This window comes from Streptomyces sp. NPDC056373, from assembly GCF_042262425.1.
In the GTDB taxonomy this organism is placed as follows: Bacteria; Actinomycetota; Actinomycetes; order Streptomycetales; family Streptomycetaceae; genus Streptomyces.
Window position 1 is genome coordinate 336,929 of sequence record NZ_JBHJPX010000008.1, and the last position, 15,698, is coordinate 352,626.

Genomic DNA, 15,698 nt, shown 5'->3' on the forward strand with positions numbered 1-15,698 from the left:
GCTAAACCCACCTGTAGCGAACTGCGATTGTTCCGAAGTCAGCCCTCTGCGAAGGTCTCCGCAATCGCCGAGCGGTTCACCGGCCCGCAATGCGCCCGACACCACCGCCTCGGCCCTTCCCTCCCCCTTCGTCGATCAAGGAAGAGCTCAGAGTGCACACTCCCGCGACCCTGGTGCGTGGCGGCACCAGCAAGTGCTGGCTGTTCAACCAGGTCGACGTCCCCGCCGGCCGTGACGACCTGGAGAAGCTGCTGGTCGCCGCGTACGGCGCCACCGATCCCGTGGAACTCGACGGTGTGGGCGGGGCGACCCCCACCACGTCGAAGGCGGCGGTGGTCGGCGCCGCTGCCGAACCCGGGGTGGACGTGGACTATCTCTTCGCCCAGGTGGGCATCGGCACGGGCTCGGTCGAGTGGACCAGCAACTGCGGCAACTGCGCCACGGGGGTCGCGCTGTACGCCGTCGCGAAGGGCATGGTGGCGATCACCGGCGACCGCACTCGTGTGGTGATGCGCAACACCAACACCGGCGCGGTCCTCGAAGGGCTCGTCGACACCACCGGTGGCGTCGTGCACCACTTCGGCCGCCAGACCGTACCCGGCACCCGGGCCGGCGGGGTCGCCGTCGGCCTCACCTTCCGCGATCCGGCGGGCGGCACCACCGGTTCGCTCCTGCCCACCGGGCAGGCCTCGCAGGACCTGCCGGTCACTGCCGCCGAGCCGGTACGGGTGAGCATGGTGGACGCCGGAGCACCCGTCGTCCTCGTCGACGCCCTCGGCGCCGGACGCACCGGCGCCGAGTCACTGGAGCGGATGTCCGCGGACGTGCCCTGGCTGCGCACCGTCCGTCATGCCGCCGCACCGCTCATGGGGCTGGTCGAACCGGGTGCGCAACCCGGCGACGCGGTGCCCAAGGTGGGACTGGTGGGCCCCCCGGGGCCCTACACCACCACCCTCGGGGAGCGGGTGGCCGCCGAGGACCACGACGTCTCGGTGCGCATGCTCAGCATGAACGCCCCGCACCCCGCGATCGGCCTGACCTCCGCCGTCGCCGTCGCGGCGGCCGGGCTCGTCGGGGACTCCGTGGTCCGCCGGACCCTGGGCGGCCCGACCGACGAATGGCTGCGTCTGGGCACCCCCGCCGGCGTCGTCGCGGTCCGCTGCACCGACCTGCGGGACGGCCTGCCGCGGCGGGTCACCGTGCAACGCGCGGCTCGGCTGCTCGCCGACGCCCGCATCTACGTCCCGGAAACCGGCCGCGTCCATGTCCCGGGAACCGGCCGCACGCAAGCCGCCTGAACCGGGACGGACATCACCTCGGTCGGCCGGTCCCCCAGCCGTCCGCACCGGGACACCCTCGCGCCCCCGGGGCGCGCCCCTCCCCCATCGCACCAAGGACGAAGATGTCTGCTGAAGTGATCTCCATAGGCGCGCTGCTGGTGATGTTCGTGATCGGCACGGTGCTGCCGATCAACCTGGGCATCCTCGCCTTCGTCGCCACCTTCGCGGTCGGCACCGCCTCGCTCGGCCTCACCGAGGACGAGATCTTCGAGGGGTTCCCGGCGAAGCTCTTCGTGACCATCGTCGGGGTCACCTACCTGTTCTCCGTCGCCCGCCGCAACGGCACCATCGACCGGCTCGTCGCGGCCGGGGTACGGCTGGTGCGCGGCAAGGTCGCCCTCATCCCGTGGGTGTTGTTCCTGGTGGCCGCGCTGCTGACGGCGTTCGGCACGTTCACTCCCGCCGCGGTCGCGATCCTCGCGCCGATCGGCATGAACTTCGCCTACCGCTACAAGCTCAACCCGCTGGTCGTGGGCATGATGGTGATCAGCGGCGGGCACGCGGGCGCGTTCTCCCCGCTCGCGGTGTCCGGTGCGCTGGTGCTCGGCCTGGTCGACAAGACCGAACTGCACATCTCCGCGGTGACGCTGTTCAGCGCCAGCTTCCTGATCAACCTGGTGCTCTCGGCACTCACCTACGTGCTGCTGGCCAAGCGGACCGTCCCGGCGGCCGAGGACTCGGCGGAAGCGGCCGAGGACCGGGACCTCGCCGTGTCCGGCAGGCCCGACTGGCGTCAATGGCTCACCCTCGCCTGCCTGGCCGCCCTCGTCATCGGCGCCCTCGGCTTCCATCTGGAGATCGGATTCCTCGCCCTCGGGGCCGGTGCCCTGCTGGCCCTGGTGGACATGAAGCGCCAGGAGAAGGCCGTGGAGGGCGTCAGCTGGTCCACGCTGCTGCTGGTCGCGGGCATGATGACCTACATCGCCATGCTGGAGAAGGCCGGCATCATCGAGAACATCTCCGAGCACGCGGCGGGCCTGGGCGCACCGGTCGCCGTCGCCCTGCTGCTGTGCTTCACCGTGGCCATCACGTCCGCCTTCGCCTCCTCCACCGCGATCCTCACCGCGATCATCCCGATCGCCGTACCGCTGCTGCTCTCCAGCCACCTCAGCGCCGCCGGGCTGATCGCCGCTCTCGCCGTCTCCACGACGATCGTCGACACCTCGCCCTTCTCCACCAACGGCGCGCTCGTCCTCAGCAACGCCCGCGGGGTGGATCCCCGCCGCTTCTACCGCCAGGTCATCGGCTACACCGGCGGAATCGTCGCCCTCGGCCCCGTCGTCGCCTGGGGCGCGCTGGTCCTGCCCTGGTCGTAGCGCCTCGCGGACGGCACCGGGGCCTGGAGCGCCGTGCGGCGGGGGCCGACCTAGGCTGGAAGCTACCGCTGGAGACCAGCCCCGACGGGCACGGCAATCCGGACGGAGGCGTGATACGTGGAGACGGACGGCAAGCAGGATGCCCCCACGGCCGCTGTCGTGGTGGGCCCGGACGGCATCGTGAGCGGCTGGAGTGAGGGGGGCCGGCTGCTGCTGGGCTGGACGGCGGAGGACACCGTCGGGCACCTCCTGACCGATCTGCTGGTCGATCCCCCGCCGCCCGGCTTCCCCGAGGGCTACGGTGCCGGCCCCGGCCCGACGGGGTTCCTCCTGCTACGCCACCGGGACGGCTCCGTGGTGGACGCCGTGGTGACGGCCCATCCGCTGGAGGGGCCCGACGAGCGGGCGCTGGGCCATGTGGTGACCATGCAGCGCTGGGGACGCCGCCCGGTGATCGCCGACCGGGCCTTCGAGCAGTCTCCCTTCGCTCTGGGCGTCTACGACCTCGAGCTGCGGTTTTTGTGGATCAACGCCTCCTCGGGCCGGGTGATCGCGCACTCCGAGGAGCAGGTGCTCGGCAGGAAGTACCGCGAGGTGCTTCCCGAGTTCGACCGCTCGCTGTTTCCCGAGAGGGACGACAAGCCCTACACCGACGCGCTCGCCCAGGTGGCGAGGACGGGCGAGCCCACGCGTCTCATCACGGTCTTCCGGCCGCGCGGCAGCGACTACGCCAACGCCTGGGCCACCAGCATCTGGCCCGTCCGGGATGCCGAGGGCAGGGTCCGCGCGATCGCCAACTGGGGATTCGACATGAGCGCCGAGTACTGGGCTCGGCAACGCCTGCTCATCCTCAACGAGGCCAGTGGTGGCATCGGCCGGACACTCGACGTGATCGGCACCGCCCAGGAACTGGCCAGGACCCCGGTGCCGGGATTCGTCGACCTCGTCAGCGTGGACCTCTTCGACGAGGTCCTGCGCGGCGAGGAACCGCCCTCAGGTGCCCAGTTCTCCCCCGGCGAGACCATCCGGCTCTGCCGAGCGGCCCAGCACAGCACGAAGGTGGGCGCCGACCGGGCTCCGGGGGTCACGGCACCGGTCACGCACGCGGCCGGTTCCGTCGCCGCCCGCTGCATGGCTGCCGGCAGGTCCACGGTCGAGCTCTCCGTCGAGCCCGGCCAGGGCGGCGAGTGGGCCTTCGGGCCCGGACTCGCAGCCGACCCGGCCCACTGGCCCCCGGGCAACCCGGTGATCGACGAGTCCATCGCCGCGGACGGGCTGACGGGCCGGATCACCGTGCCGCTCCGGGCGCGCGGCGCGCTGCTCGGCGTCGTCGCCTTCTCCCGCGTCGACCGGCCCGAGGCGTTCACCGCCGACGACTTGATCCTCGCCGAGGAGCTGACCGCCAAGGCGGCCGTCGCCATCGACAACGCCCGCCGGTTCTCGCGCGAGCGCACCACCGCGCTGACCCTGCAACGCACCCTGTTGCCACAAGTGCTGCCGAACCAGGAGGCGGTCGAGGTGGCCTCGCGCTACCTGCCCGGCGGGACCGGTACGGAAGTGGGCGGTGACTGGTTCGACGTCATTCCGCTGTCCGGCGCCCGGGTCGCCCTGGTCGTCGGCGATGTCGTCGGTCACGGCCTGCACGCCTCGGCCAGCATGGGCAGGCTGCGGACGGCGGTACGCACCCTGGCCGACGTCGACCTGCCACCGGACGAACTGCTGACCCACCTGGACGACCTGGTCCTCCACCTGGCGAGCGACCTGCAGCCCGAGGGCCACTTCCAGCCGGCCGGCGAGTCCGGGGCCACCTGCCTCTACACCGTCTACGACCCGGTCTCCCGGCACCTCACGCTGGCGAGCGCCGGCCATCCCCTGCCGCTGATCATCTCGCAGGACGGCACCCGAGCCCCTGTGCCGGTCCATCCGGGGCCGCCGCTCGGCGTCGGTGGGCTGCCGTTCGAGGCCGCCGAGCTCGAACTGCCCGAGGGCAGCCTGCTCGCCCTCTACACCGACGGACTGGTGGAAAGCCGCGAGCACGACGTCGACCAGCGCACCGCGGAACTCCAGCGGGCACTGAACCACCCCACCACCTCGCTGGAGGCCCTGTCCGACACGGTGATGGACACCATGCTTCCGCGGCGCCGCGCCGATGACGCGGCCCTGCTTCTCGTTCGCACCCACGCGCTGGATCCCCGCCACGTCGCCGACTGGGAGGTCGAGCCCGACACCGCGCAGGTGCCGCATGCCAGAAAGCTCGCCGTCGACCAGGTGGACGCCTGGGGCCTGGAAGAGGCGGTGTTCGTCACCGAACTGGTCGTCAGCGAGCTGGTGACCAACGCCATCAGATACGGCGAGCCGCCCATCAGGCTGCGGCTGATTCGCGACTCCTCCCTGATCTGCGAGGTCTCCGACGCCAGCAACACCGCCCCGCACATGCGCCGGGCCCGCGCGTTCGACGAGGGCGGCCGCGGCCTGTTGCTCGTCGCCCAGCTCACCCAGGGGTGGGGCACCCGGCACACCACCGACGGCAAGACGATCTGGTGCGCGCAGTCCCTCCCCCAGCCCGAGCGGCACTGAGAGCCGACCCGCGGACGGTCTCTCTCTCTCTCCCCCCCCCGCAGCCGTCCGATTCGGTATCAGTGCCCAGCAGAGGCCACTCGGGCTTCCGCCCGGCCCTGCTGTCGGCAGATGATCGCCGCGGCGGTCGTCAGGGCCAGGAAGGTGCTCATCACCACCACCATGGGCACGGCGCTGCGGGTACCGAAGACGCTGGTGCCGGTTGTGACCATGGGGTGCATGGGAGCCGCAGCCTTCGCCTGCATCGCCGGGGCGACGTTCGTCCCCGCTCGCATGGCGTTCCAGCGGCCTACGACGAGTGGCATGTCGTCCGACGCTTCCCCGCCTTCCGTATGGCCGGTCCTTCACCAGGGCGAGACGAGGGCGGCGTTGCGCTCTCGGGCGGAACCGCGAGGGCCCCGGCAGGTCGGACGCTGTTGGTGTTGCAGCGTCCGACCGGCCGGGGCCCTCTGCGATTTCGGCACTGGAGGTCAGTGGCTGCCGGTGAGTTCGCCGCTGAGCTTCTGGTGGATCCGGGCACTGGGCTGGTTCAGCCGGATGATCTCGACGTCCTTGCCGCGCTGAGCGTACTTGGTCTCGATCGCGTCGAGGGCGGCGACGGAGGAGGCGTCCCAGATGTGGGTCTCGGACAGGTCGATGACGATCTTGTCAGGGTCCGTGGCGTAGTCGAACCGCGTGACCAGGTCGTTGGAGGAGGCGAAGAACAGCTCACCCGTGACCCGGTAGACGACCGTGGTGCCGTCGGGGTCGACGACCGGGGTGACTTGGGCGAGGTGCGCGACGCGCTTGGCGAAGATCACCATGGCCGTGATGGTGCCGCCGCCGTGACGATCAGCAACTCTACCCCGACGTCGTGGGAGAGGCCGGCGGGGTCGCACGGGACCCGGCCGGTCTCGAGGCGCAGTGCCAGGAAGGTCTCTGCCTCCGACGGATCAGGGGCGTCCGGCCACCCGATCCGCTGGTCGCGGCCGTTGAGGCGCTCCTGTGTTCCGAGGGAACCATGGCCGCTCCGCGCCACTTGCGGAAGCAGGACCCGATGCCGGGGTTGCAGCATGCTGAGGCCCGTGTCAGGGCCGTCCGCGACGGAGACCAGCCCCCGGTCGACGTCCCCGAAGGGAACCGCAGGCTCAGAGAGCCGTGTCCCCGCCCGGCTCGGGCGGGGACGTTCCAGCCGTCGTGCGGAGGGGTCAGTTGGCGTTCACCAGATCGTGCGCCGGCACGGTGACCGTCCGCTTGCCCGGCTCGCCGCCGAGCACGATCTTGCGAAGGGCGCTGTTGTTGTCGAGGTTGGTTTCCTTCAGCCGCTTCGCGGGGTTGGCCAGCACCTGGATGTAGTAGGTGCCGTTGGGCACGCCGGTGATGTCGAACGACTGGCCCGGCAGGTCCTGGGTGTACGTGTCACCCGAGCCGACGTCCAGCACCTCGCGGACGGAGATCGAGTTCTCCTCGCCGCAGGCGGTGGCCAGATCCGTGTTGTACGGGTGCCAGTTGGCGTTCTTCACCGTGTAGTCGATCGCGTCGGTGTTGGCCAGGCAGAACGCTTCCTTGCCGCTGCGCACGGCTTCCTTCTTGTCGGCCTTCAGCAGCCGGTAGCTGGCGAAGTCGGTGAAGTGCCAGTGCACGTGCCCCGGGCGCGGGTCCCACTCCATGGTGCCGGTCGGGGTGTAGCCGACCTGCTTGCCCTTGGCGTCGTAGAAGTACTGGAAGGCGTCCATCTTGTCCTTGCCGGGCGAGCGGAACCCGTCGACCACGAGCTGCGCCGGGCCGGCGTTCCAGACGTTGGCACTGAACGCCAGGTAGTCCTTGCCCGGGATGTCCTTTTCGCCGTCGCTGATGATGATGCCGTAGGCCGGCAGCGAGCGCAGGTCGGGCTTGGGGACGTCCGGGACGGAGGCCTTGCCGGTGGGCCTCTTCGACAGCGGTTCGAGAGCGGGCGCCTGACGCGAACCGTCGGTCTGGCCGCCGGTGTCCCGGGCCTGCTGAGACAGTGCGGACTGCTGCTTCTTCTTCAACGCCCACGGCAGGGCCGGCGGCGCGGCCTTCAGCGGACCGTGGCCCACGTTGTACGACGGACCCGCACCGCTCGTCACCGGCGCGGCAGCCTCGGCGGGCGTCGGGGCATGCCCCGGCCCGTGACCCGCGTGCGCGGCCGGCGCCTGGTGACCGGCACCGTGCCCGGCGTGCCCGGCGTGCTCGCCGGCCTTCGCGGAGCGGGGCGCCGCCCCGGTGGAGCCTTCGTCCTCGTCGCTTCGTTCCACCACGGTCACCTTGACCGTGGCCGGCTTGTCGGCGATGCCGAACAGGTCGCGGTACTTCTTGGCGACACCGACCTTGGCCGTATAGGTACCGGCCGGCAGCTGGACCAGCTCGCTGTACGAGCCCCCGTAGGTGTTGGCCGCCCAGCCCTTCTCGACGCCCCACACGGAGCCGAGGGTGAAGGGGTTGGTGGGACAGCTCTCCGGATACTTGGAGGTCGAAGGTGCGTCGGGCCGCACTCGGCCGCTGGCGTTGTTCGGGCAGAAATCCTCGCTGCGGGTGAGGACCTTCTTGCCTGCCTTGTCGGTGAGGGTGATCTCCGAGAAGCCGGGCAGCCCGGAGAAGTCCTTCACGGTGCCCGTGGGCAGCTTCTTCGCCTCGGCCTTGCCTCCCTCGTACACGGTCTGAGTGACAGTCACCGGGTCCTTGTAGGACTTCCGGGTCACCTTGAGGTCCAGCGGCGCCCCCTCGGCGATGAGGTAGGTGCCGAGGTCCAAGTACACACCCGGATCCTCCTTCCAGGTGGTGAGCGTCACCGAAGTGGTCGCCGCGACGAGGCTCAGCTCCGGGCCCCTCGCGGCCTTCGCGGGCTCCTGCGCTGCGGCCACGATGCCCGCGGTGACGGCTGTCACGGCGACAGCCGTGGTGCCGGCGAGCAGCGTCCGCCGCAGCCGAGCGGTGCGTCTTCTGGTCATGGTTACCTCGTCCTTCGGTGCTGTGAGAAGGAAGCAGGCGGCACGGCACGTCCGCGAGGTCCGGGCCGGGGCCGTCATGTGAGAGGCGTTTCGCTCCGCCCGCGCTGTGAGAGGGAAACGACCGGCCGCGCGGTTGTCCGAGGACGCAAAGGGGTGGAGGGTTGGCCGAATGCCATTGCCGTGACGAGATCCGGTCGTGGGTCACGTCGGCACCGCCACGCTGACCGGAGCGGACCGCCCCGACCACGAAGAACGCGGCTGTCCGCGGCGGTGCGAACCCGGCCGTCGTACCGGCCGCCCGACTCGGGGGAGACCGGCGCCGTGGAAATTCCGTTGCTCCAGCAGCGGCATTCTCGATCGTATGTCTCCATGACTCATGACGGTCCGGCGGACCACGTGGAGCGGAACCGACGTTTTTGGGATGACGAGGCGGCTGCGTGGCACGGGCCGCTCGCCCGTGATCACTGGGCGCAGATGGAACCGTCCTGGGGATTGTGGGCCACCCCCGAGTCGCGGGTTTCCCTGCTTCCCGACGGCATCGAAGGGATGCGCACCATTGAGCTGGGCTGTGGCACGGCCTACGTTTCCGCTTGGCTGGCCAGAGCAGGGGCCCGCCCGGTCGGGATCGACCTCTCGGAGCAGCAGCTCGCCACCGCACGCGCGATGCAGGCGGAGTTCGGCATCGACTTCCCCCTCGTCCTGGGCAATGCGGAGCAGGTGCCCTACGAGGACAGCACGTTCGGCCTGGCGATCAGCGAGTTCGGCGCCTCTCTGTGGTGCGACCCCTACAAGTGGATCCCGGAGGCAGCCCGGCTTCTCGTTCCTGGAGGCCGGCTTGTGTTCTCGCGCTACTCACCGCTGTACGCGCTGTGTTCACCGCCCGAGGGGCCGGCATCCACCACTCTGTCCCGGGGCCAGTTCGGCCTGACGCGGCTGGACTGGGGCAAACGCGTGGAGTTCGTCCTGCCGCACGGTGAGATGCTCCGTCTGCTGCGGGCCTGCGACTTCGTCGTGGAGGACCTGATCGAGATTCAGGCACCCCGGTCCGCGCGGGACTATCCAGAGGTTTCCGCCGCCTGGGCCCGGCAATGGCCCAGCGAGGAGATCTGGAAAGCTCGGCTGGCAGGCTGACAACTCTGCCTCGTCCAGCTTCCAGCTTCCAGCCCCATGCTGGCCGGGCTGGACGAGATCCTCCCGGGACCGGGGCCGTCTCCGGAAGCCTTCGCCTGGTAGCGATCGCAGCCGCCTCGAGGGCCGCGACATACGGCGTGTGGCAGCGGCCCCCTGACGGACGGCCGAGGCCGCGGCTCGGCTCGTCCCCAGGGCGTCGGGGCGGCAACTCCCTGTCGCCGTCCGGGAGGTGATCGCGTCTCGGTCAGCCGGGAGCAGCCACCGCCGAGGCCGCAGCCGCGGCAGCGGGCTCGGGGTTCAGCAGCCGTTCGGCCAGTTCGCCGAAGAGGAGCCCGAAGCCCGCCCACAGGGTGACCTGCAAGGCCAGCGCGGACAGGCGGAACCGCCACAGCACGGTGGCCGGGAAGTCGCTCGGGACTTCGTTGACGACCGGCAGGAACCCGTACGCCAGTCCGATCACGACGGCGAACGCGGCCACCGCGACGACGGTGGCGTGCCAGGTGCCGAGCCTCGGTGCGAGCCGCTTGCCGAGCAGCGTCGCAGCGACCGCGATGAGCACGCTGAGCACCATCATCAGGAAGTACAGGGTGGTCCGCTGGCCGATGGTGTCGGGGTCGCCGACGGCGGGCGGGTTGGCCGGGTACTTCAGGAACGGCACGACATAGACGGCGAGCAGTGCGCAGCCGGACAGCAGCAGCGCGGTGGCCCGTGGGGTGAAGCGGCCGACTCGGCCGAGGGCGAAGCAGTAGGCGAGGGCGGCGATACCGCCGAAGGCGACCCCGTAGATCAGGACACCGGTGGCCAGGCCGGCGGTGGACTGGAGGCCGCGGGAGACGAGTTCGGCCTCGTGCTCGTGCGCGGGGGCATGGGCCTGCTCGAAACCGATCGCCTTGTCGACGTTCGGCTCCCCGAGAAAGTAGGCGACGACCAGCGCGAGCACGCCGGCCCCGAGGCCGGCGAGCATGCCCCGCACGAGCAGGTTTCTTACGATGGTGGAGTTCATGAGGTGTCGGCTCCCGGCGTCAGTGGCAGGGGAAGCCGAGCAGGTGGCGGGCGTCGTGCACCCACTCGTGGACGTCCTCGCCGGAGACGACCGAGGTGGCGCCCTGCTCGGCGCCGACGAAGTAGAGCAGGACCAGCATCAGGATGCCGAAGAAGACCGCCCAGGGGGCGATCGCGCCGATCGGCAGCTTGGCGGGAAGAGCGGGGGTGTTGGCGGTCGGCGGGGCGACATGCTGCGCCATGGCAGGGCCTCCTCTGGGAGTTCGCGTCCCATCTCGGTGGTGCACATGACGACGGCTACGGGTCTGACTCTCCGCCCCCTGCTGTCAGAGGGTGGAACACAGTGGCGCGACCGTTCCGGATTCTCACCGGCTTCCGTTCTGCCGTCGTCGATATCGGAGCGACGGTACCCCTCGGCCGGTACATGACCAATGCCGAGCCGAGGGGCGAGGAGCTGTTCTTACCGAAGGCTTACCAGTGGCGGAACGCGGGTGAGTGCCTTGAGCGCGATGTTGAGCTCCAGGACGTTCACCCGGGGCTCCCCGGCGAAGCCGAGCGTGCGGCCCTCGGTGTGCTGGTCGACCAGCTTCTGCACCAGGGAGACGGGCAGGTCGTTCTTCTCGGCGACCCGGTGGATCTGGAGCTCGGCGTAGGCCGGGGAGATGTCCGGGTCCAGACCGGAGCCGGAGGACGTCACCGCGTCGGCGGGCACCTCGGACGGCTCGACCGTGTAGCCGGGCACCGAGTTGTCCTTGACGACGGCGGCCTTCGCGGTGGTCACCCAGTCGATCAGGTCCTTGTTGTCGGCCGACCGGTTGGTCGCCCCGGACAGGATCAGCTTGTACTGGGTGTTGACGTTGTTGGTGCCGAGGCCGTTCTGCGGGCGGCCCTGGAACCACTTCAGGTCCGGCTCGGGGGTTTTTTGGCCTTTCTTCGGCGGCAGGTTGTACGCCTGGCCGATGAGCGAGGAGCCGACGACCCTGCCGTCCGCCTTGACCTCCGAGCCGTTGGCCTTGTCGTTGAAGAGGGTCTGTGCGACGCCCGTGACGGCGAGCGGGTAGATCACGCCCGTCACCAGCGTCAGCACCAGCAGGGCCCGCAGCCCCGCCCACAGCAACCGGCCCGTGTTCGATACGGAGTTGTTCATGGCCTTCAGCCGATCCCGGGGATGAGGGAGATGAGCAGGTCGATGAGCTTGATGCCGACGAAGGGGGCGATCAGCCCGCCGACGCCGTAGATGGTCAGGTTCCTGCGCAGCAGCTTGTCGGCGCTCACCGGCCGGTACTGCACGCCCCGCAGGGACAGCGGCACCAGCGCGATGATGATCAGCGCGTTGAAGATGACGGCGGACAGGATCGCGGAGTCGGGTGAGGACAGGCCCATGATGTTGAGCTTGTCCAGGCCCGGGTAGACCGCGGCGAACAGCGCCGGGATGATCGCGAAGTACTTCGCGACGTCGTTGGCGATGGAGAACGTCGTCAACGCGCCCCGGGTGATGAGGAGTTGCTTGCCGATCTCGACGATCTCGATGAGCTTGGTCGGATCGGAGTCGAGGTCGACCATGTTGCCGGCCTCCTTGGCGGCCGACGTGCCGGTGTTCATGGCCACGCCGACGTCCGCCTGCGCGAGGGCCGGGGCGTCGTTGGTGCCGTCGCCGGTCATCGCGACGAGCTTGCCGCCCTCCTGCTCCCGCTTGATGAGGGCCATCTTGTCCTCGGGGGTGGCCTCGGCGAGGAAGTCGTCGACACCGGCCTCCTCGGCGATGGCCCTGGCCGTCAGCGGGTTGTCACCCGTGATCATGACGGTCTTGATGCCCATGCGGCGCAACTCGTCGAACCGCTCGCGCATGCCGTCCTTGACGACGTCCTTGAGGTGGATCACGCCCAGCACCCGTGCGCCGTCGGCGTCCTCGACCGCGACGAGCAGCGGGGTGCCGCCCGCCTCGGAGATCCGGTCGGCGGTTGCGTCCGCGTCGTCGGCGACCGTGCCGCCGCGCTCCTCGACCCACTTGATGACCGAACCGGCGGCGCCCTTACGGATCTTGCGCCCGTCGACGTCGACGCCCGACATGCGGGTCTGCGCGGTGAACCCGATCCACTCGGCGCCCGTGAGCTCGCCCTGCCGGCGCTCACGCAGTCCGTACTTCTCCTTGGCCAGCACGACGACGGAGCGGCCCTCGGGCGTCTCGTCGGCCAGCGAGGAGAGCTGGGCGGTCTCGGCGACCTCGTCGTCCGTCACTCCGGCCACCGCCACGAACTCGGCGGCCCGGCGATTGCCGAGGGTGATGGTGCCGGTCTTGTCGAGCAGCAGCGTCGAGACGTCACCCGCGGCTTCGACGGCCCTTCCCGACATGGCCAGGACGTTGCGCTGGACCAGGCGGTCCATGCCCGCGATGCCGATGGCGGAGAGCAGCGCGCCGATGGTGGTCGGGATGAGGCAGACCAGCAGCGCGACCAGGACGACCATCGTCAGGTGGGTGCCCGCGTAGTCGGCGAACGGCGGCAGCGTGGCACAGGCCAGCAGGAAGACGATCGTCAGCGAGGCGAGCAGGATGTTCAGCGCGATCTCGTTCGGCGTCTTCTGCCGTGCCGCGCCCTCGACCAGGTTGATCATCCGGTCGATGAAGGTCTCGCCCGGCTTCGTCGTGATCTTGACGACGATCCGGTCGGAGAGCACCTTCGTCCCGCCGGTGACGGCACTGCGGTCGCCGCCCGACTCCCGGATGACCGGCGCCGACTCACCGGTGATCGCCGACTCGTCGACGCTCGCGACGCCCTCGACGACGTCTCCGTCGCCGGGGATGACGTCACCGGCCTCGCAGACGACCAGGTCGCCGATCCTGAGCTCGGTACCGGGCACCTGCTCCTCGGCAGGGCCGTTCAGCCTGCGCGCGACCGTGTCGGTCTTGGCCTTGCGCAGGGTGTCGGCCTGGGCCTTGCCGCGGCCCTCCGCGACGGCCTCGGCCAGGTTGGCGAAGACCACCGTCAGCCACAGCCAGGCGCTGATCGCCCAGCCGAACCAGTCCCCCGGGTCCTTGAAGGAGAACACGGTCGTCAGGACCGAGCCGATCCACACGACGAACATCACGGGGGACTTGACCAGCACCCGCGGGTCGAGTTTGCGGAAGGCGTCCGGCAGTGACTTCAGCAGCTGCGCGGGGTCGAAGAGGCCCGCGCCGACTCGGCCCTCGGGGGACTTGCGCCCGGTGGGTACGTCGCTGTGCGGTGCCCGGGCCGGTGTGGTGGTGGACATCTGTGTGCTTTCGGTCCGGGTGGTCATGACGCCAGCCCCTCGGCCAGCGGGCCCAGCGCGAGCGCCGGGAAGTACGTCAGACCGGTGATGACGAGGATCGCCCCGACGAGGAGTCCGGTGAACAGCGGCTTCTCCGTGCGCAGGGTGCCCGCGGTGACCGGTACGGGCTTCTGTTCGGCGAGCGAACCGGCCAGTGCCAGGACGAAGACCATGGGCAGGAAGCGGCCGAGCAGCATCGCTATGCCGAGTGTGGTGTTGAACCACTGCGTGTCCGCGTTCAGGCCCGCGAAGGCCGAGCCGTTGTTGTTGGCGGCGGACGTGTAGGCGTAGAGGATCTCCGAGAAGCCGTGCGCCCCGCTGTTGGTCATGGAGTTCGCGGGTGTCGGCAGCGCCATCGCGAAGGCGGCCAGGATCAGTACGAGCGCCGGGGTGATGAGGATGTAGCAGGCCGCGAGTTTGATCTCGCGGGTGCCGATCTTCTTGCCCAGGTACTCGGGCGTGCGGCCGACCATCAGACCGGCGATGAACACCGCGATGATCGCCATGATCAGCATGCCGTAGAGACCGGAGCCGGTGCCGCCGGGCGCGATCTCGCCCAGCATCATGCCGAGCATGGTGATTCCGCCGCCCAGGCCGGTGAACGAGGAGTGGAAGGAGTCCACCGCGCCGGTCGACGTCAGGGTGGTCGCCACCGCGAAGATCGACGAGCCGCCGACCCCGAACCGGACCTCCTTGCCCTCGTACGCCCCGCCCGCGATCTGCAGCGCCGGGCCGTGGTGGGCGAACTCGGTCCACATCATCAGGGCGGTGAATCCCAGCCAGATGGTGGCCATGGTCGCGAGGATCGCGTAGCCCTGCTTCACGGAGCCGACCATGAGCCCGAAGGTGCGGGTCAGGGCGAAGGGGATGACGAGGAGCAGGAAGATCTCGAAAAGGTTGGAGAAGGGGGTCGGGTTCTCGAACGGGTGGGCGGAGTTGGCGTTGAAGTAGCCGCCGCCGTTGGTGCCCAGCTCCTTGATGGCCTCCTGTGAGGCGACCGCGCCGCCGTTCCACTGCTGCTGCCCGCCCATGAACTGGCCGACCTCGTGGATCCCGGAGAAGTTCTGGATCGCGCCGCACGCGACGAGCACGATCGCCGCGACGAAGGCCACAGGCACCAGAACGCGGGTGACCCCGCGGACCAGGTCCGACCAGAAGTTGCCCAGCTCACCGGTGCGGGACCGCGCGAAGCCGCGCACCAGGGCGACCGCGATCGCGATGCCGACGGCCGCGGAGACGAAGTTCTGCACGGCCAGCCCGGCGGTCTGCACGACGTGGCCCATGGCCTGCTCGCCGTAGTACGACTGCCAGTTGGTGTTGGTCACGAAGGACACGGACGTGTTGAACGCCTGGTCCGGGTCGATCGAGGAGAAGCCCAGCGAGCCGGGCAGCACACCTTGCAGCCGCTGCAGCAGGTAGAGGAAGAGCACACCGGCTGCCGAGAAGGCGAGGACACCGCGCAGGTACGCGGGCCACCGCATCTGTGTGTCGGGGTCGGCGCCGATGCTCTTGTAGATCCACTTCTCGACGCGCCAGTGCTTGCCGGAGGAGTAGACCTTGGCCATGTAGGTGCCGAGGGGCTTGTGGGCGAGTGCCAGCGCCACCATGAGGGCGAGCAGCTGGAGGACGCCGGCGAGTACGGGGCCCATGAAGATCTCAGAACCTCTCCGGGAAGATCAGGGCGAGGACGAGATAGCCCAGCAGGGCGACGGCCACGAGCAGACCGACGACGTTCTCGACGGTCACAGCTTCGTCACCCCCTTGGCGACGAGGGCCACGAGCGCGAAACCCGCGAGTGTGACGACGACGAAGGCCAGATCGGCCATCGCGAACTCCTGGAGTGAGGTTCGGTTGGTGCGGACGATTAGAGGAGAACGCCTCTGTGGCCGGAAAGGGGCACCCGTTGACGACTCCCTTACGGCCAGGCCCCCGGCTTTGACGGGCCTCTTACGGCATCCGGTCCACACGGGTGAGCGTGGCCCCCGCACGGTGTGCACGTGCACTCCAACGCCCAGAACTGTGATGTCCCACCCCATACGCCACTGACCTGCACGTTCCTACGGCATCGCGGCTACCGGGTCCTTCAGGAT

General features: G+C 69.8%; 12 protein-coding genes and 1 pseudogene. 4 read left to right on the forward strand and 9 right to left on the reverse strand.

Going from position 1 to position 15,698, the window contains the following annotated elements; all coding sequences use genetic code 11:
• The first annotated feature begins 152 nt into the window (after positions 1-152).
• The 3 genes from ACFCXS_RS19305 (at position 153) to ACFCXS_RS19315 (ending at position 5,233) form a co-directional block, all read left to right on the forward strand.
• The gene (locus ACFCXS_RS19305; RefSeq protein ID WP_376644544.1) at positions 153-1,298 is read left to right on the forward strand and encodes a PrpF domain-containing protein; all 1,146 of its coding nucleotides are present in this window, start codon (positions 153-155) and stop codon (positions 1,296-1,298) included.
• Positions 1,299-1,402: 104 nt separating this feature from the next.
• Positions 1,403-2,656: an SLC13 family permease gene (locus ACFCXS_RS19310; protein WP_376644545.1), complete on the forward strand. Its 1,254-nt coding sequence runs from the start codon at positions 1,403-1,405 to the stop codon at positions 2,654-2,656.
• Between the two features lie 117 nt (positions 2,657-2,773).
• Positions 2,774-5,233, forward strand: coding sequence for a SpoIIE family protein phosphatase (locus tag ACFCXS_RS19315; protein ID WP_376644546.1), 2,460 nt, complete (start codon positions 2,774-2,776; stop codon positions 5,231-5,233).
• Positions 5,234-5,292: 59 nt separating this feature from the next.
• On the opposite strand, the gene ACFCXS_RS19320 is transcribed toward ACFCXS_RS19315, so the two are convergent.
• The 3 genes and pseudogenes from ACFCXS_RS19320 to ACFCXS_RS19330 all read right to left on the reverse strand — a co-directional run bounded on the left by ACFCXS_RS19320 (position 5,293) and on the right by ACFCXS_RS19330 (position 8,184).
• The gene (locus ACFCXS_RS19320; RefSeq protein ID WP_376644547.1) at positions 5,293-5,538 is read right to left on the reverse strand and encodes a hypothetical protein; all 246 of its coding nucleotides are present in this window, start codon (positions 5,536-5,538) and stop codon (positions 5,293-5,295) included.
• Between the two features lie 165 nt (positions 5,539-5,703).
• A pseudogene (locus tag ACFCXS_RS19325) lies at positions 5,704-6,051 on the reverse strand (STAS domain-containing protein); the annotation flags it as partial.
• A gap of 369 nt (positions 6,052-6,420) precedes the next feature.
• Positions 6,421-8,184 (reverse strand): lysyl oxidase family protein, encoded by a 1,764-nt coding sequence (locus ACFCXS_RS19330; protein ID WP_376644548.1) that lies wholly within the window; start codon positions 8,182-8,184, stop codon positions 6,421-6,423.
• A 369-nt stretch (positions 8,185-8,553) separates the two neighbouring features.
• Here ACFCXS_RS19330 and ACFCXS_RS19335 point away from each other — a divergent pair, with 369 nt between their 5' ends.
• Complete coding sequence (locus ACFCXS_RS19335) at positions 8,554-9,315, forward strand: class I SAM-dependent methyltransferase (protein ID WP_376644549.1); 762 nt, start codon at positions 8,554-8,556, stop codon at positions 9,313-9,315.
• A 244-nt stretch (positions 9,316-9,559) separates the two neighbouring features.
• Here the strand turns inward: ACFCXS_RS19335 and ACFCXS_RS19340 are convergent, their stop codons facing one another.
• The 6 genes from ACFCXS_RS19340 to kdpF all read right to left on the reverse strand — a co-directional run bounded on the left by ACFCXS_RS19340 (position 9,560) and on the right by kdpF (position 15,354).
• A complete protein-coding gene (locus ACFCXS_RS19340) occupies positions 9,560-10,318 on the reverse strand; it encodes a CbtA family protein (protein ID WP_376644550.1) in 759 nt (252 codons plus the stop codon).
• Between the two features lie 19 nt (positions 10,319-10,337).
• A complete protein-coding gene (locus ACFCXS_RS19345; protein WP_376644551.1) occupies positions 10,338-10,559 on the reverse strand; it encodes a CbtB-domain containing protein in 222 nt (73 codons plus the stop codon).
• A gap of 218 nt (positions 10,560-10,777) precedes the next feature.
• Positions 10,778-11,464 (reverse strand): potassium-transporting ATPase subunit C, encoded by a 687-nt coding sequence (locus tag ACFCXS_RS19350; RefSeq protein WP_376644552.1) that lies wholly within the window; start codon positions 11,462-11,464, stop codon positions 10,778-10,780.
• A 5-nt stretch (positions 11,465-11,469) separates the two neighbouring features.
• Positions 11,470-13,596 (reverse strand): potassium-transporting ATPase subunit KdpB, encoded by a 2,127-nt coding sequence (gene kdpB, locus ACFCXS_RS19355; protein WP_376644553.1) that lies wholly within the window; start codon positions 13,594-13,596, stop codon positions 11,470-11,472.
• The gene (gene kdpA, locus ACFCXS_RS19360; RefSeq protein ID WP_376644554.1) at positions 13,593-15,257 is read right to left on the reverse strand and encodes a potassium-transporting ATPase subunit KdpA; all 1,665 of its coding nucleotides are present in this window, start codon (positions 15,255-15,257) and stop codon (positions 13,593-13,595) included. Before kdpA ends, kdpB begins: the two co-directional genes overlap by 4 nt.
• A gap of 7 nt (positions 15,258-15,264) precedes the next feature.
• Positions 15,265-15,354: a K(+)-transporting ATPase subunit F gene (gene kdpF / locus ACFCXS_RS19365; RefSeq protein ID WP_376644555.1), complete on the reverse strand. Its 90-nt coding sequence runs from the start codon at positions 15,352-15,354 to the stop codon at positions 15,265-15,267.
• Positions 15,355-15,698: the final 344 nt, after the last annotated feature.